Below are 23,195 nucleotides of genomic sequence, written 5' to 3' on the forward strand. Positions count from 1 at the left end.
AGCGATTAATGTTTAATTAAACATTAATCGCTTTAATAGTATAGTTTTCAAAATCTATATTATTTTTTATCCATATCAAGGTAATATTCCTGTAAAGTATAAAAAGCTTTCTTTTTCATCCCTTGTTCAGAAATAAGTCCTTTTCTGTTGAAATCATCTTGAATTCTACGTAATGGACGTCTAGATGAACGAAAGTCCATCAAAATCCAAGGAGATAGGCCTGCCATAAATTCTATATTTTCCATCATTTCAATGTTAGATTTAAAAAGAGCGTCTTGGTATTCTTCTGTCCATCTTTCATTCTTATCGCCATGTTTACCATATAAAGCTCCGCCACCGATTTCACTCATAATCATTGGTTTATTATATGCACTTGCCCATTTAATACTGCTGCATGAATCTACATCGCCATAATACCATCCACAATAATTATTAATACCAATAACATCCACAACTTTACCTAATGGGTCTTCTATTAAATTACCATCATCTCCTTTACCTTGGGTGTCCAAAGCTGCAGTTATTAATCTAGAATTATCTAAGCTACGTGCCTTTTCTGCCAAATTACTTATGAAAGACAAACGTGGTTCGCTCTCTGGTGTTTCATTCGCCATTGACCATAACACTACAGATGCTCTATTTTTATCGCGAGAAATCATTTCGGTTAATTGATTTTCCGCATTTGCATATGTGTCTTCATTTTCGAATTGAATAGTCCAATATACAGGTATTTCAGACCAGATTAAAAAGCCCATCTTTTCAGCTTCTTTCACCATAGCTTCGCTATGTGGGTAGTGCGCTAACCTCAAGAAATTACAACCTAGTTCTTTTGCCCAATTTAAAAGTACTTTACACTCTTCAACAGAAATTACACGACCTGTCTTAAATGCTGCTTCTTCATGTATACTAATACCTTTTAGGAAAGTTTCTTTTCCATTAACAAGTATTTTAGAGCCATCTGTTGTTACCGTTCTAAAGCCAATATGATCTATAATTTTATCTGTACTTGTTTCTAAAACAACCTCATATAACTTAGGAGAATCTGGCGACCATAAACTTGGTTTAGCATTGATTAGAAAAGATGCTTTCCCATCATTTAATTTTGCTTTTACCGTTTTCTTAAGCTCAGGAATCTTAATGCTTACTTCGTCTCCGTCAGTTGCATTTTCTATAGCTACCCACCCTTTAATTTTACCGGTTTCTCCTTTTTCTAATTGAACATAATAATCAGATATATGAGTTTTAGGTACGCTTATTAAGTGGACAGATCTAGTGATGCCACCATAGTTCCACCAATCTTGGTTTACTGTAGGTACATTTTCTTTTTTACGTTTATTATCAACTTTTACAACAACAAAGTTATTTCCGTCAACAAGTTTATCCGTAACATCGAACTGAAAAGGAGTATAGCCACCAACATGTTTGCCAATTTTTTCTCCATTCAAATAAACAATAGCCTCGTAATTTACCGCTTCAAAATATAGATAAGTTAATTCGTTGGAAGTAGGCGTATAGTCAAAGTCCTTTTTATACCAAACTGTGCCTTCATAATAATATAGCTTGTCCATTTGTGTATTCCAATCACCTGGTACATCTAACTGTAAACTGGTATCAAAATCATACTCAATAAGGTCAGAAGGAGATTGCATTTTTGCATTCCTAAAATATCCTTTATTGTATTCCTGTAGCCTATGGTTGTAAAACCCATTTTCAAGGGGATCTACGATCATATCCCATTTTCCATTTAATGAAGTCTTTTCTCTGGAATCTATATTCTGAAGAAGATTTGCATAATTAGCATCTTGTGCTGTGCTTATTATGCTTAAAAAAATAAAGAGAATGAACGTTAAATTATTTATTCCTTTCATGTGGTAAACCTAGTTTTAATTTAAGCTTTCAATTTACCGTTTTATTTAAAAAAGGGTGCAATTATAAGTCAATCTTATTTTTAAATTTCTTTCAATAGAACTACTCCCTTTTTACCTGAAATGATAATATGCCCTTTTCCGCCTTTACCATAGGTAGCTTTTATTTCTCGTAGCTTCTTACCTTTATCTTGTAATTTTGAATCTACATTCTGAAATGATTTTGGCAAACGAACCAAACCTTCTTCTAATATAGCAGAGAAACTATGTGGAAAGTTTAAAATATTTATACTCACTTCAGAAGATTCCTGTTCAATGGTAATTTTTGAATTTTGAGAAACAACATGGTCTATCCAAAAATCTGAAATCTTCAAATTTAAATCAATGTCTTTATTTAAGTGTCGTATACGTAATTGACTAAATTTAAGATTACCATATAGTGTACTTATATCTTTAATATCCGCTTCATCTTTATTAGCGTAATATTCTAAAGATTCAACTTGTTGTATATCTATTGTACTACCACTACTATTTAACCTCATAGTATTAGCATGGTCTATATCTAAGCCACCATTATTTAAGTCTACGTTGGCATAGTTGATGTTCTTAGCTTTTAACTTGCCATATTTCATGCTAATATCTGCTTTGTTCAAATTATCATTTATCCACATATCGCCATGTTGTACATCTGCTTTTAATATTCCTACCCAATCTTCTATAAATACGTCACCAAATTTATTGACGATTTCCAACTCTACCTTTTTAGGGATATAGATTTTGTAATCTATTTGAACATTACTACGATCAAAATCAAACGGATTGGCTTTTTCAAATAAGTTAGAAAAGAATCCGGTACTCTTTTCACCAATTTCATAATTCACAGAAATGAATTTTTCACTTTGTCTTATTATTGGTTTTATACGCCCCAATAAGTCTTTAGCATTTTCTTTTTTCTTGTCGGTAACAGTAATACTAACCGTTATGGAAACCTCTTCTTTTGCCCATCCATATACATTAATATTACCATATTTATTTTCTAAATGTAATTCCCCTGTATTATCGAAAGGGTAGGTTTTAGTTGTCTCTTTAGACACCTTTTCTTGCGCCAAAACGGTAAAGCCGACAAAAATTGCAAGGGCGAAAAGGAACAGTTTTTTACAAAGTATATCCATAATCTTCGTCTTTAATTTTAGATTCATTAAGCTGTTGTAATAGGTTTTCTATAAGTTCTATTCGTTTTTTATAATTGCCTATTATCGCTTCAAGTACGAGCTCATTATCTAAGTTGTTCTGCATTTCAATTTTCAACTGTTGGTATTCTTTATCTAGTTCTACCATAAAGGATAGAAATTCTTCTTTATCAGATTCTGACAATTGCTGGTTGCTTTTTACCAATTGAACTTGATATGACACCAAACCTTGGTAATGCATATCTATATCCTGCAATTCTTGGGAAACATAATTTGTTTCTGCAGTAACGCCACTATACGCAGAAACACCAATAAGACCTAAAATACCAATTACTAAAACTATGCTAGCAGCAATACGAAGCATAGGAGATTTCCAAAGCGGAATAACTTTTGGTTGGTTACTATTTAATTCCGCTTCTATATGTGCCCACATTTTGGCACGGTCTGCCTGTTGGTCATCAAAGACCGATTTATTTTCTCTTATATTTTTTTCAAATTGATCCATTATAATGTGTTTATAATTTCTACTAATTTCTTTTTTGCTCTATGGTATTGAGATTTTGAAGTTGATGTTGTTATGCCCAATACTTCGCTTATTTCGTTATGGTCAAACCCTTCAAGTAGGTATAAGTTGATAATTTGTCTGTAACCTTGGGGAAGTTTTTCTATTCCTGTTTTTACCTTTAAAATATCTACCGCAGCAATCCTTTCATATGCTACCTCTTCGGTTAAGTGAAACTCATGATCATTTATGGTACTTAGCGGTAACCGTTTAACTTTTAAGTGATTGATACATTTATTAATTACAATTCGCTTTAACCATGCCCCAAATGTGCTTTCATATTTAAATTTATGAAGGTTTTTAAAAGCATCAATGAAACTATCTTGTACAACATCTTCTGCATCTTCCTTACAACCTAAAAACCGCATACCAATATTGTACATAGCATCAACATAAAGCTCGTACAGTTGGTACTGAGAGTTTCTGTCGCCAGACTTGCTGTTTTCAACAAGAGACTTATGCGTAAAACGTATTTCGGTTTCCAATTAATTAAAGAGGTTGATTGTACTCTAAATTAGGTTTCTATATAAAGACAGTTGAAAATGTTGATGGTTGCATATCACCAACAATTTTTAGAAAAATTAGTGTTATGAAGGTACAGTGATTAATGAATATCAATGTTACTTTTTTGCTAAATATTTAGATACATGCAACCTTTTAAAAATTAAGTTGTCAATTAGTGGCATTCATCAATCATTCAAATAAATAATATGACAAGAAGAAGAAAAGAGAAAGTACGATTAAGGTGGTTAAACTTAATTACCACTCTAACTTTATTTCTAAGTACTACTTTCTTAATTGCCCAAGAAAGTTATACCATTAGCGGTAAAATTACAGATATAGATAATGGAGAAACGCTTTTTGGGGCATCTGTATTTTTAGAAGGAACATCTATAGGTGTCGTTACCAATGAATATGGTTTTTATTCCATTAGTGCACCTAAAGGAGAATATCGTTTGCTAATTACCTATATGGGGTATTCTGATATTAAGCAGGAGGTGAACCTTAACAAAAACCAACAATTCAATTTCGAAATTTCTGAGGTGTCTACCAAATTAGATGAAGTTGAAGTGGTTGCAGAAGAGTCTGAAATTGCGGTGTTAAGAAAACCAGAAATGAGTGTTCTTAAAATGAATATTGAAACCGTAAAACAGATGCCTGTTGTTCTGGGTGAAGTAGATATTCTAAAATCTTTACAAATGTTACCTGGTGTTACCAATAATGGTGAAGGTACAGGTGGTTTTCATGTACGTGGGGGAGCGGGCGATCAAAATCTGGTTTTGTTAGATGAGGCAATTATTTATAATACATCGCACATGTTCGGGTTTTTCTCTGTATTTAATGCTGATGCTATCAAAGATGTGAAATTATATAAAGGCGGAATTCCTGCGCGTTATGGGGGTCGTGTTTCATCTGTTTTAGATGTGCGTCAGAAAGACGGTAATAGTAAACGGTTTGCTGCTACTGGTGGTATAGGTATAATTTCTAGTCGTTTAGCTCTTGAAGGTCCGTTATTTAAGGAAAAAGGATCCTTTTTAATTGCTGGTAGAAGCTCATATGCCAATCTATTATTAAAAGCGGCTGGGGAAGATAATAGTGTTGGTTTTTACGACTTAAACCTAAAGACCAATTATAAGATCAATTCGAATAACAGACTTTTTCTATCTGGTTATTTTGGAAGAGATTCTTTTGAACTAGGGGATACTTTCAGTAATTCTTACGGTAACTCTACCGGAAATCTTCGTTGGAATCATATTTTTAACGACAAGCTCTTTTCAAACCTTTCTGTTATCTATAGTAAGTACGATTATAAGTTAGGTCTTACTTTTGCTGAGTTCGACTGGGTATCGTCTATTATCAATTACAACCTTAAATATGATCTAAAATACTATTTCAGCGATAAATTTAAATTAGATTTTGGCGCAAGCGGAATATATTATGAGTTTGATCCAGGTGAGATAAAACCAACTTCTGAAACCTCGGCAGTTAATCCGTTACTGCTAGATCAAAAAAAGGCTATCGAAAGCGGAGTTTATGTAAATGCTGAACATAAATTGACAGATAAATTTACGGCTCAATACGGGTTGCGTTATAGTGCGTTTACTAGAATGGGTGGTCAACCAATGACAGAATATGAAAATAACCAACCAGTAGTCTATAATTCAGACTTAGGCATTTATGAGCGTGGAATGGCAGTAGGGGAGACTGTTTACGAAAATGGTGATGCCATTAAATCTTTCGGAAATATAGAACCTAGAGCTTCTTTAGCCTATACGATTGATGATAACTCTTCTTTAAAAGCCGGTTTCTCTAGAGTGGCGCAGTACATTCATTTATTATCGAATACTTCTTCTGCAACACCTTTAGATGTATGGGCACCAAGCGGACAGTATATAGACCCGCAATTATCTAATCAATATGCACTTGGGTATTTTCGAAACTTTAAAAACAAGGCGTATTCTATGGAAGCTGAAGTGTATTATAAGAATACCGATAATAGAATTGATTATATAGATGGTTCAGACCTTATTGGACAAAATACAATTGAAACCGAAATTTTAACTGGGGAATCTAGAGCATACGGATTAGAGCTATTATTCCGTAAAAATGAAGGGAAATTTACAGGATGGATTGCTTACACTCTTTCCAAATCTGAACAAAGAACTCCTGGTGGTACTGCTGGCGGACTAGGTATTAACGATGGTAATTGGTATAATACTCCGTATGATAGAACTCATGATATTTCTATCTCTGGATCTTATCAATTAAATGACAAATGGAGTTTTGGAACCAACCTTGTTTTTCAAACAGGTAGACCGGTTACATACCCTAATGGGCAATATGAGTATGAAGGTATTTCAGTGGCAAGCTATGCCAATAGAAACTCTGATCGTTTACCTGCTTATCATCGTTTAGATCTATCAGTCAATTATAAACCGAATAAAAAACCAAATGCGAAACTAAAAGGAGAATGGGTATTAGGGCTGTATAATGCGTACAACCGTAAAAATGCAGCTTCCATTTCATTTGGTCAGAATATAGAAACAGGGGCTAATGAAGCTACTAGAACTGCAATTTTCGGTATTGTGCCTTCATTAACCTATAACTTCAAATTTTAAGACATGCAAAATCCAATAAAATTTATAGCACTTTTGTTTTTATGTACTCTAGTTTCATGTACAGATGTGATTGATGTTGATGTACAGACAGATACTATACGTTTGGTGGTAGAAGCTTCTCTAGATTGGGAAAAAGGTACTACCGGTAATGAGCAAACCATTACGTTACGTACTTCTACACCGTTTTTTGATACCCAAAGTACAGATGTAGTTGGAGCACAGGTTTCTGTAACCAATGATGTCAATGGAGAAGTTTATCTCTTTACAGACCAAGCTGATGGTACTTATACTACTGATACATTTAATCCGCAATTGGACGCTAGTTATACCTTAGAAATTATTTATGACGGACAATCATATACTGCAAATGACACTATGAATCCGGTGGCAGATATTATAGATGTATTTCAAGATACGGAAGATGGATTTGATGATGAAACCATTGAATTACATATTGTTTTTAATGATTTTGAAGCGGAAGGGGATAATTACTTTTTTAAGTATGAAAGACCGCAAGATCTTTTACCAATACTAGAATCAGGTGATGATGAATTTATAAACGGTAACGAGGTAGATTGGTGGTTCGAAATAAATGAAGATGATGATGAAGAGGGAGAAATAAAACCATTAGCCCCAGGTGATGTGGTAACTATTAGTATGCACAGTATTTCTAGACCCTATTACAATTATATTGATATTGTAATCGATCAACTTGGTGGTGTCGGTCTTTTTGAATCTACGCCTGTAGCAATAAAGGGTAATTGTATTAACACAACTAACCCAGATAATTACGCACATGGCTATTTTAGGGTTACTCAGAAGAATACGATAATCTATACGGTAGAGTAGCATATTTTAAATGAATTTTATGAATACTAAAGTCCCAAGAAATTGGGGCTTTAATTATTTATATACAAACCATAATACAATCGAAAAAGAAATAGCTAGTACTATTTCAACACTATTTAATATTCTTCTATTCTTTATATACTTAGTTAGTATAAAGACAACTAACAAGCCAGTTAATCCAAGTAACATAAGGGCTGATAAAGAAATAACCTCCCACCCTTTATAGAATGGTGTAGTATTCCAGTTCACTAATTCATTCCAAAAAAAGTTCCAATTTATTATCTTATAAATTAAGCAAGAAACTAAATACAAGATGAAATATACTTTTAAAATAGGTCATTTTTTCATTTAGGAACTACTAATTATTGCTGTATAACAAAACACATTTAGGGAGATTATTTGATTTCGTTTTTTAGAGTTATGTGTCTTGTATTATAAATCCAACGACTTTGCTAATTGGCTCCATAAAAACATACAAAGATCCGCTACCCCAAAATCTTAAACTTTTATTGTATTGCATAAAATAATCTTCCGCAGATTTTAGATTTGATTGGCCAACCTTAACTAATTCTGAAGTGTTCAACTGACAAACAAAGTGCATTAAATTACCTGTTTTTGGACATTTAGGTATATCTGGGTGTTGAATCCAAAAAGGGATTCCTGATATTCCCGCGTACCAATATTCAAAATCTAAATCCTCATCTTCATTAAGATCTTTAATTGATATAATAGATAAATTGGTTCGATTGAATTTATGTATTCCCGCTGTGTCCATTTTTCTAAATGGATAGTCAATGTTTTTGTAATTTTCAATTAACTCGGGAGATAACGGTTCACTATAATCTAAAAAAATGAATTCACTTGTGCCTGAAAATATGGGATATGTAATGTATAATTCTTCAAATGGAAGCCAAGAAAATGGTTTATCTTTTCTCGATATTTTTGCAATAATTTGAAATGAAACTTCAATTAAATTTGATTTTGGAGTTGTAAATTTTGATGTACCATCTTCACCAATGAAACTTTTTGATTCTTTCTCTGTCGGTATTAAAAAGTTGATTCGATTTCTTTTATTTTTAAAATAGCGAAAACTTTTAGCTGAATTAGTAAGTACAATATCGATATTGTTTAGTTGATTTACATATCTAATTTGAGTTAGATAATCATTGTCATATTTCAATTGTAAACTTGGGCTTTGAGTTTTTATTTTTTCTAAAAATTCAATTTAAAATGTCCCTGCGTATTTATCAAATTGCGAAATTCATCTTCCGAATCAAGGTTAATCGAACTTTCTGAGATATATTGATACTTAGAATTCATTATTAAAATTACTGGTAACCCATGAGCCATACATAGCAGATAAAAAAAGAAACGTTTCGTGTTCGTATACCCACGAAGCTAAAGTTTATTGTCTTCCAATACATTAAAGCTACGTTCGAATGGACTTAGTTTTTTTTTGTCCAAATCCAATTCGAGAAGGTCTGTTGATATTATAAATATACAGAGACCTTTCAATTTTGCCCTAAACTCCGCATCTCATTTACATTTTGTTATTAGTTTTTTTTACTTCTTACTATTTTTACTATACGGTTATATACGATTTCCGATAAATTCCAAGTGTATCCACCACCAGTATTTACAAACTGAATAACAACGGTATCAATATCTTTGTGATACCTGGCAATGCTTGAGTATCCCGGCAATAATCCTGTATGTTCATATACATAAATGGATGAATATATTTCCTGTTCACCTTCATTAAATAGTGAACCGTCATTTAATGCTCGCAAGAATATTCCCGTATCTTCTGCTGTAGCCACCATTGAGCCGGCAGGGTTTATAAAATCATTATATTTTATATCAGCATCATAACCTTTGTAATATCCACTCATTACATCGTCTAAATCTACTTCACTTAGCAAACTATAAGTATTGTTAAGTTTAAGCGGAATCAAAATTTCACTCTTAATGTATTGGTGATGGCTATATCCCAATGTTTTATCAAGTATTTCACCTATCAATAAATAATTCGTATTTGAATAACTATATTTTTTATTTGGTTCAAAGTCAGCAGGCTTATCCAGTACCAAATCTAGTGTTTCCCTATTGCCTCTCGATATGTCTTCCCAATAGCCAGGGGTATCGGTAAAATTGGGAATTCCACTTCGGTGTTGCACCATTAATCTTAAAGTAATCTTATTTGCATTAGCAATCCTTCCTTTCAATTCCGGTAAGTAATCAGCGAGCGTTTTATCCAATGACAAACGTTTGTCTTTAACTAATTTGGCAGTTGCAACAGCTATATATAATTTGCTGATACTCGCAATTTTGAATAAGGCTTTCGGGTCGGCAGGTATTTTATTTTCTCGATTGTGCCAACCTGCTGCGTATAATTCTGGTTGCTTACCAGATTGGTCCACGTAGACAATCATTCCATCAAATCCATGACCGATTGCTTCATTTACTTGTTCTTTAATAGTATCAGGTAGTGGTAGAATCCAAGCTTTTACTAAAACCCATGGGACAAACATTAAAGACATTACACCTGCAATAATAAATACTATTCTAAGTATGCGTTTTCTTTGTTTTTTTGTCATTACTATTTCAGGTCGGTGAATTTATTAATCGCTCTTATCGGTTTAACTAAACGTAGTGCAGAAGTAATGAAACTTTTCGTTTTCTTCTGGTCAACGAGCCAGAGCTTTTAAATATAGCACTTTATACTCTACTTGCTATAGCCATTGTTGTATGTAGTATTTATTGCCTCGCAAATATTATTTTCTTTATCAATACAATTTGTCCAAGATGATAGTAACTGTGTTCAATCAATCCATCAATATTTCTCTTGTAGGTTCCGTATTTAACATCCACAAATCCCTGATTTAATTTTTCATCAGGTAATTGCTCTATACATTTTGCCAGGTTTTCTGCATCTTCCCAAAATTTGGTCAAGAAGGATTTCCATTCACTTTTTGATTTTATTTCAGGAAAATCAAAACTGTATTTGTCTCTTATTTCAAGATTACCGCCATCAAAGACATTTTTGATTCCATTAACAAAGTAATGAACGTGTTGAGCTATTATTGCAATAGTATTTAAGGAATCAATTTTTGATACCGCAATTTTCCAATCTAAATTTTCCAATTGGTCCTTGTAATTGGTATTCGCTATCCAAGTCCCATTTATGATAATTTCTCTAAATCTATTAGCTAATTCTATTGTTTTTTTCATTCATTAAGATAATTTAATCATATTGCATACAACGGTTTAGACATGAATAGTATGGTAGAAAACTAGCGTTTGCTTTCCGCCACGTGCATGGCGAAATCATTTGGTTTTGTTTTTTTTCCCATTCAGTGCAAAATCCCAAAAATTTTTCGGACTTCATAATAATACTCAATCCCTGCAATTAAGCCCAAAGTCCGTATTGTTTATAGGGGTTCTTTTCTACTGGCTTTATGTTATAATTCTTGTTCATTATTTACTATTTCAAAACGCTTTCGATTTGATTTATATCTCCATCAATTAATTTTGGAATTTCTAAGCCTAATATCTTACACATTAATGGATAAAGATGAATGTTTTTTATCGAAGGTATTTCATAGCCATTTTTAAAGGCAGGACCATTCGCATAAAATATCCCATGCATTTCTTTGTATTTGCTATCATAACCATGCACTCCAAAGGTTGTAACACCCGCTTCGACAAGAGCGTCTTTGCGTCTTTGATTCCAAAAATGATAACCGTAGTCTGGTATTAATTGTATTGCACCCCAGTTTTTATTTTTTGGGATGTACTCAAAACCTGGTGTATTCTCAGTTTTATAAGCTTTGAAATTACTTTCCTTATGTCTTAAATACTGAAGTACAGAATCTATTTCACCATCTTTTTTAGGATGAATGTTTACTATTGTACCATTTTCAATCGTCATGAACAAGTTATCGTTTTCGATGGAATCTATGGGGATAATTTTGTTAGTAGACTGATTTCCCATGCCATGATCAGAAACTATTATAATATTCATAGGAAGTCCAGTTTCTGATACTCCTTTAAACAAATCGCCTAAATTTCTATCCAAATCAAATAACGCCTTTTTTAATTCCTCGTCATTAATACCATAATCGTGTCCAACTTTATCCATATCACCAAAATATAAAGTGATTAAATGCGGTCTGTTTTGCTCATTCAAGTTCAACCAATGTATTGTTTGATTAACTTTTTCATCATTTTTAACGCTATTATCAAATGTATAATAATACGTAGGTCTTATACCTTGAATATCTGCTTCTGTACCTACAAAGAAATAACTGGCAGTTACAATATTTGCCTTATTTGCCTCTACCCAAATCGGTGAGCCTCCATAAAAGCTTCCATCTTCTGCCATCCCTGGGCTTCTTTTATTAAAGAGCGTGTCCTTCTTATAATCGTAAAAAATATTCCCTATTATTCCATGTTTTTCAGGATAAAGCCCAGTAGCAATGGTATAATGATTTGGAAAAGTCTTGGTAGGGAATGAGGGTATTAATGATTCTGCCTTAACACCTTTTTTAATGAATGCACTCAAATTTGGCGGCTGATATTTTTCTACATAATCCCATCTAAAACCATCAAGTGAAATTAAGATTAAATAAGGCTTTTCTTGAGTAGTTTTTGAATCTGTATTCGCATTGGAATTAGCCGGACTCACTATTTTTTTATTACAAGAATTCAATAAAATCATTCCAATAATAAAAACTGATGTAAGTAATACTTTTCGTTTTATCAATTCGGTTGACTTTTAGAGGTTGCAGGTAACTTGATTGTGTATGATTAGTTGACTGGTTTAGCAAATAAAAACCTAATAAAAATATGCAAGTATTTTTGTAAGTAGTCGAAAACCAAGCAATTAATTAAACATGTTGTTATGCTTTAGTTATTTTTTCTTTCAATTCAGATTCAACCAAATTCAATATCTCATTTGAGTAATCTAACATTTTAGCATACAATTTTAATCTATTAGTTTCAACACCTGTTTTCATAAAGAGTGGGTGTAAAATATTTGAATTTTGATATAAATTTGAAATTATTATATTCTGTTGTTCTCTATCTTCTTTAACCTTGCTTAAACCAATAGATTGTCTAAGTTTATTGTCTAAAAATAAGGTTTCAATTGATTTGAATTCATTATGTAGTGTATTTAGTAAATTTATAGATAGTGATTCATCTTCAAATCCTTGATTTATTTCTGCAGAAAATAAAGCTAATTTTGATTTAAGAGTTTCGCTTTTCAATATTTTTAAATCTCCACTTCCAACCATAGCTTGATAACCTCCCAAAATAGGTTCGGCTCTATAATAATTAAAAGCCCCATAGTAGATAAATCTACCAATAGAATCTCTCTTATATTGTACATTTTTTCTTTCAAAACATTCAATTAGTGATTTACAATTACCAATAACAAAGGTCTGTTTATCGACTATGTCTGAAAATATTTTTTTGTTCTCGATAAAGTCTTTTTGTAGCGTTTTAAGTATTAATAGTTCACTCTTTTCTTCTTTTTGTTTTTCATTCCAATTATTAATGCTCAATGCAATTAAAATTCCAATTACAACAAGGAAAATCTCACCTATAGCATATTTAAATTACTTTCTGGTTTTACCTTCTGAAAGTAAATTTTGTCTGATTTTTCTAAAGAATTTTATCATTGGTTAGCGGTTTGTCATAATGAAGCACAACATGCTGATATATCAACAATTACACATATCCCTATTTTAAAAGTACTATAATTAGCAGGTAATTTAAAACCTACTTTTCAACATTTATAAACAACTAATTTTAAAATGCAATTGTTACCACCAAACCACAAAAAACTTCTCAAATTGCATATTGTTTTTCTTCATCCATACTAATGGCGATTTTTGTTTAGCTAGTTGTAATTCAATAGCTAATAGTGCATCGGTATATGAAATCCATTCTACGGTTACATTTGGGTTTAAAGTCCATTCCTTTTTGTTTGGAATATAGAATCGGCAGGTGATAAAATCATCAGTAGTAAATTCTTTTAGCCGTAACCAATAGCCAACAATACAATTCTTGTTTATTGGACTTAGATGTAAAGCTTCTAAGTTGTAAGGTTTAAAGAGTTGCGCCTTAAAACATGTTTGATGTTTCAGGTTAGAAGCTTCAATATTTAAACTGGATAATGCAGCTGTACCAGCTTCTGAATGTAATAATGCAAATTGCTTGTTCTTTATTTTTTCCATTTTCATAAAGAATGCATCACTTTTATTGGGTCCTATTAATTGGTGTATAGGTTCTGTTATATCTGGGTTTATGATATAGAATTTATAGGTCAATTCTACATGTATAACCTGTTTGGTAGTAGCATCTTTAAGTATAAAATCAATTTCACCAAGGGTTTGTTTTCCTTCTCGTATAGGTAAATTATACACCAGTACATTAAACTGAGAAGAATGCGCTAACAACTGTTTACAGACAGATTCCATCTGATGCCCTAATCTTAAATTATCGGGTATTGGTGTAGGAGAGAAGTTTTCCAAATTTACCGCTGGAAAATTAAACTGTTCTATTCCAAACTGTTTATTAATCCATATTGGTGGAGTATTTAAAAAACTTTGAAACTGCTTAATTAATGTCAATTTTTCGTTGATAGTTTTGCTTTTGCTCGAAGTTACTTTAATTTAATGTCATTGCGAGCACAGCGAAGCAATCTGTACATTTGAAACACGAAACAAACAGATTGCTTCGCTGTGCTCGCAATGACGAACTCAATAACGTCTCTCGCAATGCGATGAACGCTTTGCGCCACGCGCATATCGCATTTATGCATTGCAATATGAATCTTAAGTACACGAAACAAACAGATTGCTTCGTCGCTAAAATGCTCCTCGCAATGACGAACTTGAGAACGCGATGCTCCATTCGCTAAACGCATAGGAAATAGAGAATTGTGTCATGCGCTTAGCGTCTAGCGAAAAGCGAATATTAAACAACAACGTTAACATTTCTTAAATAGCAGGGGCATCCAGCCTAAAAGCGTTAATTTTATACTATGGCTATGAATGAAAGAAAAGGATTCCGCTTTGAAACTTACGAAGCTCCCGAACAATCGATTTTTGACAAGCTATTTGATATTTTTCAAGAGCTTATTACACATACATCTGGGGATTTTGACGAGGCTATAGATTGGTTACGCGAATTGGATAAGGAATATGAACTTACCACAGAAGACTATACCATAGAGGATTTTATTGAAGATTTAAAGGCTAAAGGGTATATACGAGAGGAGTTTAAAGATGGTGGAGGAGACGGACAAGATGGTGAAGAGGGTTCTGGCGGTGGAGATATTTCCATAACCGCAAAAATGGAACGTATTATTCGCCAGCGTGCGCTAGACCAAATATTCGGGCAGTTAAAACGTAGTGGTGCCGGTAATCATAAAACTGGTAAATCTGGACAGGGTGATGAACATACTGGAGATTTGAGAGAGTACAGATATGGTGATGGTCTAGAAAACATATCTATGACCGAGAGTCTGAAAAATGCCCAAATTAATCATGGTGTGGGTAGTTTTCAATTAAGCGAAGATGATCTTGTTGTAGAGGATACACAACATAAAGCTCAAATGAGTACCATACTAATGATAGACATTAGCCATAGTATGATTTTGTATGGCGAAGATCGTATTACACCAGCAAAGAAAGTGGCAATGGCACTTGCAGAATTAATTACGACCAGATACCCAAAGGATACTTTAGATATTTTGGTTTTTGGTAATGATGCCTGGCCAATACCTATTAAAGACCTTCCGTATTTAAAAGTAGGTCCTTACCATACCAATACTGTGGCTGGATTACAATTGGCAATGGATATGTTGCGTAGAAAGCGAAATACCAATAAGCAGATTTTTATGATTACCGATGGCAAGCCAAGTTGCTTGCGCATGCCAGATGGTACGTATTATAAGAACAGTGTTGGTTTAGATGATTTTATTGTGGAGAAATGCTACAATATGGCACGGCAGGCACGTAAATTACATATACCAATTACTACCTTCATGATTGCCCAAGACCCGTATTTAATGCAGTTTATTCGCCATTTTACCGAAGCTAATAAAGGCAAGGCATTTTTTACCGGATTAAAAGGGTTGGGTGAAATGATTTTTGAAGATTATGAAGCGAATAGAAAAAAAAGATTGAAATAAGACTAAGAGAATATATTTTATGAAATTAGATTATAAAAACATACATACACTAGGGGAGTTAAAAGCTGCCGGATACCAAACAAAAAGCGTTAAGGATGAGTTGCGAGATAACCTTATTATAAAGATCAAAAAAGGAGAAGATGCTTTTCCAGGTGTTTGGGGTTATGAAGATTCTGTTATTCCAGAATTGGAACGTGCCATTCTTTCTCGTCATAATATAAATTTATTGGGACTTCGTGGTCAGGCAAAGACACGTTTGGCGCATTTAATGGTGAATCTATTAGATGAGTACATTCCGGTAGTAGAAGGTTCAGAAATTAACGATGACCCTATGAAACCGATGTCTAGATATGCCATGGAGCTTATTAAAGAAAAAGGTGACGATACGGCTATAACTTGGATGCATAAAGATGAACGTTTTGCTGAAAAATTAGCGACGCCAGATGTTACGGTAGCAGATTTAATCGGAGATGTAGATCCTATAAAAGCAGCTAACTTAAAGTTATCTTACGCAGATGATAGAGTAATTCACTTCGGAATGATACCACGTGCTAACCGTTGTATTTTTGTTATCAATGAATTGCCAGATTTACAGGCACGTATTCAGGTTTCATTATTCAATATTTTGGAAGAAGGTGATATTCAAATTCGTGGTTTTAAATTACGATTGCCTTTAGATATTCAATTTGTATTTACGGCAAACCCAGAAGATTATACCAATAGAGGTAGTATTGTTACTCCGCTAAAAGATAGAATTGGGTCTCAGATATTAACACATTATCCTGATGATGTTGAAACTGCAAGAAAAATTACCGAGCAAGAAGCAAAATTAGATTCTAGACAAACCGATGCTGTTTATGTACCAGACTTGGCTAAAGATTTACTGGAGCAGATTATTTTTGAAGCTAGAGAAAGTGAATATGTAGATGCAAAAAGTGGTGTAAGTGCGCGTACAAGTATTACCGCTTTTGAAAACTTATTAAGTACAGCAGAGCGTAGGTCATTGTTAAATGGCGGTAATCACACTATGGTACGATTAAGTGATTTCCTTGGGATTATACCTTCTATTACTGGTAAAATAGAGTTGGTTTATGAAGGAGAGCAGGAGGGGGCAGACGGAGTAGCGGCTATTTTGATAGATGACGCTGTTAAAACATTATTCCCAACATATTTCCCAAAAATCAATAAGCTGGAACGTAAAGATGAAGAAACGGTTTATGATGAATTGTTACATTGGTTTTTTCAAGGTGAAGGTTTTGAATTGATGGACGATTTTACTGACGAAGAGTACAAACGTGCTTTAGATAGTATACCTGCATTGAATCAATTATTGAAAGAGCATCAACCAGATTATGATGCAAAAGATGCTTACTTCTTAAAAGAGCTTCTATTGTGGGGATTGGTCTCTTACAAGAAATTGAATAAACAACGATTTACCGATGGATTTGAATTTAAAGACCTCTATAGTAGTTTCTTAAAAGGTATTTAAAACATCCAAAGAAAAAAAAGAAAGCCCATTCAATAATGAACGGGCTTTTTTATTATTGTAAAGTAGATTATTATTCTATAATCCAAACATCATTCAAATACGTTCTACTGTTTGCGCTTGCATTTAGATCTAAACCGCCGGTAACAATAATCTTATTTTCAAATAGTGTGGTTGCATGACCTAAACGAGCCGCATACGCCTCATTAATTGAAATTTGCACCCAATCAATACCATTCTCAGAATACCAAGCATCTGCAAAAGTAGTAACGTCTTGCTCATATGTCATTTCGTTCACAACAGCTTGCCATCCACCAATAATCCATATTTTATTATCGAATACCACCGATGTATGTTCGGCACGTACACCAAATATGGTCGTTGGATCAACTTCAACCCAATTGATACCGTCTGTAGAAGTATAAATATCGTTTAAAAAGTTTGATGAAAAATTTTCTATGAACATACCACCTATTAAATACATTTTATCTTCAAATACAACAGTCGTGTGGTCTGCTCTTGGAGAAAATTGTGTGCTTTCTGCCACCTGTTCCCAAACAAGTCCGTCTTCTGAAGACCAAACGTCGTTCTTTTGATCAGTAACACTAGTGCCACCAATTACCCATAGTTTATCATTGTATACAACTGTGGAGTGACCTTCGCGTGAACCGAAACCAGGTGAAGTTTCATTTCGTGTCCAAGTTTCACCATCGCTCGTTGACCAAACATCACTATTTCCGCCACCAATGACCCAAAGTTTTTCTTTAAAAACAATAGCTGTGTGGTTGCTTTTAGGAAAGAAACCAAATAGTTCTTCGGCAACTAAGGTCCAATCTTTTCCATTTACGGAAGACCAAACATCTTTAAAAGTATTAGAATCACCTTCTCCACCAATGAGATAAAGTTTACCATTAAATTCTGTTATGGTGTGATTTCTTCTTGCCGAAAACGCTGCATTCTCTTGTAATGCTACTTCTGCCAATGAGATACCTTTGGTCGAAAAGCTAAATATCGATGAACTATTGGTTTCTGCACCATTTGCATCTATAGCAACCACCATCCAATAATAGGTAGTGTTTCTTTCTAAATTAGTGGTCAATACAAATGTGGTATCCTCAATATTTTCACCCAAAACGGTTTCAGGAGTTGTATTTGTATCTAATAGTATTTTGTAAGTAACATCATCTCCGTCAGTATCAACAGCTGCATTCCAAGTTAGGGTAGGTGCAAGTTCAATATCACTGCCTTCATTTTCAACGGTGAGTAATTCAAACGCATCTGGAGCACTATTTTCAGATTCTACAGGTTCTTCGGTAGTTGGTTCTTCGGTAATCGGTTCTTCAGGCTCATTAACTATGTCGTCATTAGAACATGATTGAATAAAAAATGCTGACATTGAAATAAATAATAAGTTTTTTACTTTCATTTATAAGGGAATTTAAGTTTAACTTATAACCCTATAAAAAAGCAATTATTGTAATTCAAAATAGAAAAGCCCTATCCAACAGCGATAGGGCTTTTTCTTCTTCATAGCAAAATTGTTATTACTGTAATTGGTGAGCTGGCAGTTTAAAAATGAAAGAACTTCCTTCATAAGGTTTACTCAAAACTATAATAGTAGTGTCATGTAAATCCATAATTTTTTTAACAATGGCCAAACCAAGTCCTAATCCTTGTTTTTTGGTAGTGTTGTCCACTTGCTTATATCTATCAAAAATAAATGGTTGATCACTTACAGGAATACCATTACCGGTGTCTGTAATATTTATTTCTATCTGTTTGCCCATTTTTATAAGGCTCAACGTTACCTTTCCTTTAGGTTCGGTATATTTTATAGCATTTTCAATTAGGTTCTGTAATGCCCTTTCAACTAAACCTATATCGGCATAAACCATGTAGTTCTCCTCTGGATTATCTAATTGTAGCTGTACTTGCTTTTGCTCTGCCAAGATTTTGAATTTGGCAATAAGATCATGAGAAAGCTCTGTAATTGAAAAAGGTTCCTTTATGGGCGTTACTTGCTCTGCTTCTAATTTAGAATACTCGAACAACTGATTAATCAGACTAGATAACTTATCAATATTGTCATGGGTAATCTGTAAATATTCTTCTTTTTGAAGCTCTGTTAGCGTGTCTTTCTTTATTTGAAGGGTCTCTATATAGCCCTTTAAAACTGCTAATGGTGTTCTTAGATCGTGAGAAACATTAGCAATTAATTCTCTACGTAGATTATCTACAGATTTCATCTTATCCATATTCTCTACAATTGTATCTGCCATCTTATTAAAAGACAACGCTACAACTTCTATATCAGATTCTTCTGGATTCGCTATTCTTATATCAAGATCGCCTTCTTGAAATTTACGTACGGTATGTGTAATCAATCTAAGATTCTTGGTCAAGAACCAAATACTTAATATGCCAATTAGTGCCGCAAAGAGCATAGTTAAGACCATTGCACCAATACTTAATTTGGTAAAGTAAGTACCAAATAGGCTATCACTAATAAGCTCTAACTGTTTTCCGGCAACAATAATATAAATATACCCCTCATGACCATCTATGGAAAAAGGAGCTGCCGAGAATATGTTCTGCTTTTCAGGATTCAATGGATCGTCACCTAAAACAAATTCTTCCCCTTCAGTATTAATGAATTTTTCTATTGGCGCTAAAGTCACAGATTTCATAGGTTCGTTTTCGTTATGTTTTAAAACGACCGAGTAAAGGATGTCTCCGGACTTATTTAATAAATAAACTTCTATGCCACGGTTAACGGCCATCATATCGTGCATTAAGTCTCCAAAAAGTTCTTTGTTGACAGTACCATCTTCTAAAAATGGAGCCGCATTTTCAAATTTTTCTTGAATTACATGATTGGCAACATCAGCATTCATACGCTGTGTTATTGCTTCGTTGTAGTTTAAGGTAAGGTATCCCGTTATAAATATATATGATGCACCCATTAAAATTATTAGCAAGGCAAATGCGAGCCACAATTTTTTAATAAGTTTTGGTGTTAGCGTTTTTTCCTTATTCATTATGCTATTATCTCTTCATTAAACTTATAACCAACACCCCAAGTTGTTAATATATAATTAGGATTGGCCATGTCTGATTCGATTTTGGCACGTAATCTATTGATGTGAGAGTTTACCGTATGTTCGTACCCTTCAAAATTATAACCCCAAATAATGTTAAGCAGTTCTGTTCTAGTATAGTTTCTACCTGGGTTAGAAGCCATTAACACCAGTAGTTCAAATTCTTTAGGGGACAGCTCTATCTTATAATCATCAAGTACTACTTTTCTTTTATCTATATCAATTGATAGTCCTTCAGCAAAAATGATTGAAGTATCTTCTTGCTTTTTGCTAGGTTCATTTGTGCGTCTAAGTACTGCTTTTATCCTAGCCAAAAGTTCTCTTATACTAAAAGGTTTGGTCATGTAATCATCAGCACCAATCTCAAGTCCTAAAACCCTATCTATCTCTTCAGATTTTGCGGTTAACATAATTACAGGAGTGTTTTTGGTAGCTCGTAATTTTCTACAAATTTCTACTCCATCTAAACCTGGTAATGTTAGGTCTAATAATATGAGGTCATAATCATTTTCAAGGGCTAATTTTAACCCTTCAATACCATCCATTGCCATGGTGGTTTCATAACTGACATCAGAAAGATGTAGTTCTAAAAGTTTAATGATTTCAGGATCATCTTCAATAATAAGTATACGTTTCATAATCAAGTACGAATAAAGAAAAAAAGTATCACAGAAAAATCACATCTAAAAGAAAATAGCTAATACTATGTAATTTAACCTATTAGTAAGTCGAAGTTTATATTGATAATTACAGCGGGTAAATATCTTTTATTATGCAGGACGTGTAATTAGAGTCCTTAAATAGCAGATTAATATCTTATTTAAATTAAAAAACCCTCAACAATTGCTTGTGAGGGTTTCAATATATTTTAGATAACCTTTATTTCCAGTGATCTACATGTTGGTTCATATCGTCAAATAAATAGGTACCTACAATTTCTTTTCTATAAAGTACTGCTAAAAATGTTACTAGTAGTAGCATAGCGTATAAAACCATCATTAAAAAACCTAATGGTAAAAATGTACTAGGAATAAGATGATTTTCGAAATCTGAATAGCTTGATACTGTTATAATAGTTTCTACTAATTTGTAGATATATACCAATGAAATAATATAAAGAACGTACTCTAAAGTTCTCATAGGTGGATCACTCAACTCTTTCTCGCTAATTTTAAACCAAAGCACATAAAGAAATACGAAATGTACTATTGATAGCAATGGAAAGATATAGTTATCAATCTTAAAGAAATAAAACTTATTGGTGTACAGACCGTAGAAACTAAATATGTTCAATAAAAATAGTACGGCAATTGAAACAATTAATGTACGCTTCCAAGTAAATATTCCTTTAATAGAATTCATAAAAAAAAGTTTATATGGCCTTAGGGGAACCATAATTTCGATTCAAGAACGGGTATGTTTTTCGATTATTTTAAACAATTCGATGAACGGTAAAGTTTGTTGTTCAAGTAATTAATTCTAAGATAACCACTTCTTAATAATACTATATTTTACAAACAATAACAATAAAACACTGGTAATTAATATGATGAGTGGATATTGCATATTTATAATCCCGATTACATCCGTTATAGAAGTAAACATATTATAATACAGAATTTGAATACAGGTACATAGCACTGCTATAATACCAAATTTAAAAGCCAACTTATTTCTAAGCAAAATTAGCACTGCCGAAATGCTACCGCAAATAACATTTATGCCAAATACAATTAAAACCCAAAAAGGTCTATGGGTTTGAAAATACCTTTCTTCAGCTGTAAGACTTTTGAAAACTTCGTTAGACATAAATAACTCGCTAACAAACGTCATAATACCACAGAAACTAAAAAACAACGTAAAAACAGAAACTGCCCAAAACCACTTTGGCTGTTCGTTTGTAAGAATTGTCATAAGCTATTAATAAGAAGGTATTTATGAATATCAATTTACAAAAAAAACTTACGAAGACTAATTACGCTAAATATATGCATCTATATTTATTGTAATTACTTTTACATATATGAAGAAAGAGCGCTTTTGCTATTTAGTACGTTTACAATATTTGGGCTTTAGATTTAATGGATGGCAGGTTCAACCCAAGCTACGCACAATTGCCGGGATGCTTAATAAAACGTTTACATTTTTATATCCAGATGAATCTTTTAAGATATTAGGAGCTGGTAGAACAGATGCAAAAGTATCTTCATTAGATGGTGCTTTTGAACTTTTTGTAGAGAAAGAGCTTGATGATCTTGACAATTTTATTTTAGATTTCAATAAGAATTTGCCGTCAGATATACGGTTACTTTCCATAAAACCTATTGATCAAGACTTTAATGTTATTAAGGATAGTAAAACAAAAGAGTATCATTATTTTTTTTCCTTTGGATCTAAAAATCACCCGTTTAGTGCTCCTTTCATCACTAATTACATCGATCCATTAAATATAGAATTTATGATGGAAGGTGCCGAGTTATTTGAAGGTACACACGATTTTACCGTGTATACCGCATCTTTAAAACCAAATACAAAAACTGTACGTAAAATTGAATCTTGTAGCATTGTTGAAAATGATATTTTGACAGCAAATTTCTTTCCCGAACATAGTTATATCTTAAAAATTAAAGGAAGCGGATTTATGAGGTATCAAATTCGAATGATAATGGGTGTGCTTGTTCAACTAGGTAAAAGTGAACTTTCACTTGAAGATATAAAAGCATCTTTACTAACAGGTTCTGAACTAAAATTAAATACCATAGCTCCTGGATCAGGATTGATGTTGAATCAACTTCACTTTAATAAATAGGTTTTAGATTTAAT

20 protein-coding genes are annotated in these 23,195 nt (G+C 33.0%); 5 read left to right on the plus strand and 15 right to left on the minus strand.

Going from position 1 to position 23,195, the window contains the following annotated elements:
- Window positions 1-59: 59 nt before the first annotated feature.
- From BM296_RS16575 to BM296_RS16590, 4 genes are all read right to left on the minus strand, one after another.
- Window positions 60-1,868, minus strand: a complete 1,809-nt coding sequence (locus BM296_RS16575; RefSeq protein WP_091904649.1) for a glycoside hydrolase family 2 protein — start codon at window positions 1,866-1,868, stop codon at window positions 60-62.
- 80 nt (window positions 1,869-1,948) lie between these two features.
- The gene (locus BM296_RS16580) at window positions 1,949-3,037 is read right to left on the minus strand and encodes a DUF4097 family beta strand repeat protein (protein WP_091904652.1); all 1,089 of its coding nucleotides are present in this window, start codon (window positions 3,035-3,037) and stop codon (window positions 1,949-1,951) included.
- A complete protein-coding gene (locus tag BM296_RS16585; RefSeq protein WP_091904655.1) occupies window positions 3,021-3,560 on the minus strand; it encodes a hypothetical protein in 540 nt (179 codons plus the stop codon). The genes BM296_RS16580 and BM296_RS16585 overlap by 17 nt, the downstream gene beginning before the upstream one ends.
- A complete protein-coding gene (locus tag BM296_RS16590) occupies window positions 3,560-4,102 on the minus strand; it encodes an RNA polymerase sigma factor (protein ID WP_245787041.1) in 543 nt (180 codons plus the stop codon). Before BM296_RS16590 ends, BM296_RS16585 begins: the two co-directional genes overlap by 1 nt.
- 225 nt (window positions 4,103-4,327) lie before the next feature.
- Here BM296_RS16590 and BM296_RS16595 point away from each other — a divergent pair, with 225 nt between their 5' ends.
- Both BM296_RS16595 and BM296_RS16600 read left to right on the plus strand, forming a co-directional pair.
- Entirely contained in the window at window positions 4,328-6,736 is a 2,409-nt protein-coding gene (locus BM296_RS16595; protein ID WP_091904659.1) for a TonB-dependent receptor, read from the plus strand.
- A gap of 3 nt (window positions 6,737-6,739) precedes the next feature.
- Window positions 6,740-7,585: a DUF4249 family protein gene (locus BM296_RS16600; RefSeq protein ID WP_091904662.1), complete on the plus strand. Its 846-nt coding sequence runs from the start codon at window positions 6,740-6,742 to the stop codon at window positions 7,583-7,585.
- Window positions 7,586-8,003: 418 nt separating this feature from the next.
- Here the strand turns inward: BM296_RS16600 and BM296_RS16605 are convergent, their stop codons facing one another.
- The 6 genes from BM296_RS16605 to BM296_RS16630 form a co-directional block, all read right to left on the minus strand.
- Window positions 8,004-8,765 (minus strand): hypothetical protein, encoded by a 762-nt coding sequence (locus tag BM296_RS16605; protein WP_091904664.1) that lies wholly within the window; start codon window positions 8,763-8,765, stop codon window positions 8,004-8,006.
- Between the two features lie 373 nt (window positions 8,766-9,138).
- Entirely contained in the window at window positions 9,139-10,182 is a 1,044-nt protein-coding gene (locus tag BM296_RS16610; RefSeq protein WP_091904667.1) for a serine hydrolase domain-containing protein, read from the minus strand.
- Between the two features lie 160 nt (window positions 10,183-10,342).
- A complete protein-coding gene (locus BM296_RS16615; protein ID WP_027066947.1) occupies window positions 10,343-10,816 on the minus strand; it encodes a DUF1572 family protein in 474 nt (157 codons plus the stop codon).
- Between the two features lie 253 nt (window positions 10,817-11,069).
- On the minus strand, window positions 11,070-12,350 hold the full coding sequence (locus BM296_RS16620; RefSeq protein ID WP_231500553.1) for an alkaline phosphatase family protein: 1,281 nt from the start codon (window positions 12,348-12,350) through the stop codon (window positions 11,070-11,072).
- 136 nt (window positions 12,351-12,486) lie between these two features.
- Window positions 12,487-13,152: a hypothetical protein gene (locus BM296_RS19475; RefSeq protein WP_177214962.1), complete on the minus strand. Its 666-nt coding sequence runs from the start codon at window positions 13,150-13,152 to the stop codon at window positions 12,487-12,489.
- A gap of 261 nt (window positions 13,153-13,413) precedes the next feature.
- Window positions 13,414-14,223 (minus strand): DUF1853 family protein, encoded by an 810-nt coding sequence (locus tag BM296_RS16630; RefSeq protein ID WP_091904671.1) that lies wholly within the window; start codon window positions 14,221-14,223, stop codon window positions 13,414-13,416.
- 413 nt (window positions 14,224-14,636) lie between these two features.
- Between BM296_RS16630 and BM296_RS16635 the strand changes: the two genes are divergently transcribed.
- Window positions 14,637-15,788: a vWA domain-containing protein gene (locus tag BM296_RS16635; RefSeq protein ID WP_091904674.1), complete on the plus strand. Its 1,152-nt coding sequence runs from the start codon at window positions 14,637-14,639 to the stop codon at window positions 15,786-15,788.
- A 19-nt stretch (window positions 15,789-15,807) separates the two neighbouring features.
- Window positions 15,808-17,277, plus strand: coding sequence for a MoxR family ATPase (locus BM296_RS16640; protein ID WP_091904677.1), 1,470 nt, complete (start codon window positions 15,808-15,810; stop codon window positions 17,275-17,277).
- A 70-nt stretch (window positions 17,278-17,347) separates the two neighbouring features.
- On the opposite strand, the gene BM296_RS16645 is transcribed toward BM296_RS16640, so the two are convergent.
- The 5 genes from BM296_RS16645 to BM296_RS16665 all read right to left on the minus strand — a co-directional run bounded on the left by BM296_RS16645 (window position 17,348) and on the right by BM296_RS16665 (window position 22,286).
- Window positions 17,348-18,700, minus strand: a complete 1,353-nt coding sequence (locus BM296_RS16645) for a Kelch repeat-containing protein (RefSeq protein WP_091904681.1) — start codon at window positions 18,698-18,700, stop codon at window positions 17,348-17,350.
- Between the two features lie 118 nt (window positions 18,701-18,818).
- Complete coding sequence (locus BM296_RS16650) at window positions 18,819-20,312, minus strand: sensor histidine kinase (protein ID WP_091904684.1); 1,494 nt, start codon at window positions 20,310-20,312, stop codon at window positions 18,819-18,821.
- On the minus strand, window positions 20,312-21,010 hold the full coding sequence (locus BM296_RS16655; RefSeq protein WP_091904687.1) for a response regulator: 699 nt from the start codon (window positions 21,008-21,010) through the stop codon (window positions 20,312-20,314). Before BM296_RS16655 ends, BM296_RS16650 begins: the two co-directional genes overlap by 1 nt.
- A 241-nt stretch (window positions 21,011-21,251) precedes the next feature.
- Entirely contained in the window at window positions 21,252-21,734 is a 483-nt protein-coding gene (locus BM296_RS16660) for a hypothetical protein (protein WP_027066955.1), read from the minus strand.
- Between the two features lie 117 nt (window positions 21,735-21,851).
- Window positions 21,852-22,286 (minus strand): hypothetical protein, encoded by a 435-nt coding sequence (locus BM296_RS16665; protein WP_091904691.1) that lies wholly within the window; start codon window positions 22,284-22,286, stop codon window positions 21,852-21,854.
- 109 nt (window positions 22,287-22,395) lie between these two features.
- Here BM296_RS16665 and truA point away from each other — a divergent pair, with 109 nt between their 5' ends.
- Window positions 22,396-23,181 (plus strand): tRNA pseudouridine(38-40) synthase TruA, encoded by a 786-nt coding sequence (truA, locus tag BM296_RS16670; protein ID WP_091904694.1) that lies wholly within the window; start codon window positions 22,396-22,398, stop codon window positions 23,179-23,181.
- Window positions 23,182-23,195: the final 14 nt, after the last annotated feature.

Source organism: Maribacter stanieri, assembly GCF_900112245.1.
Taxonomy (GTDB): Bacteria; Bacteroidota; Bacteroidia; order Flavobacteriales; family Flavobacteriaceae; genus Maribacter; species Maribacter stanieri.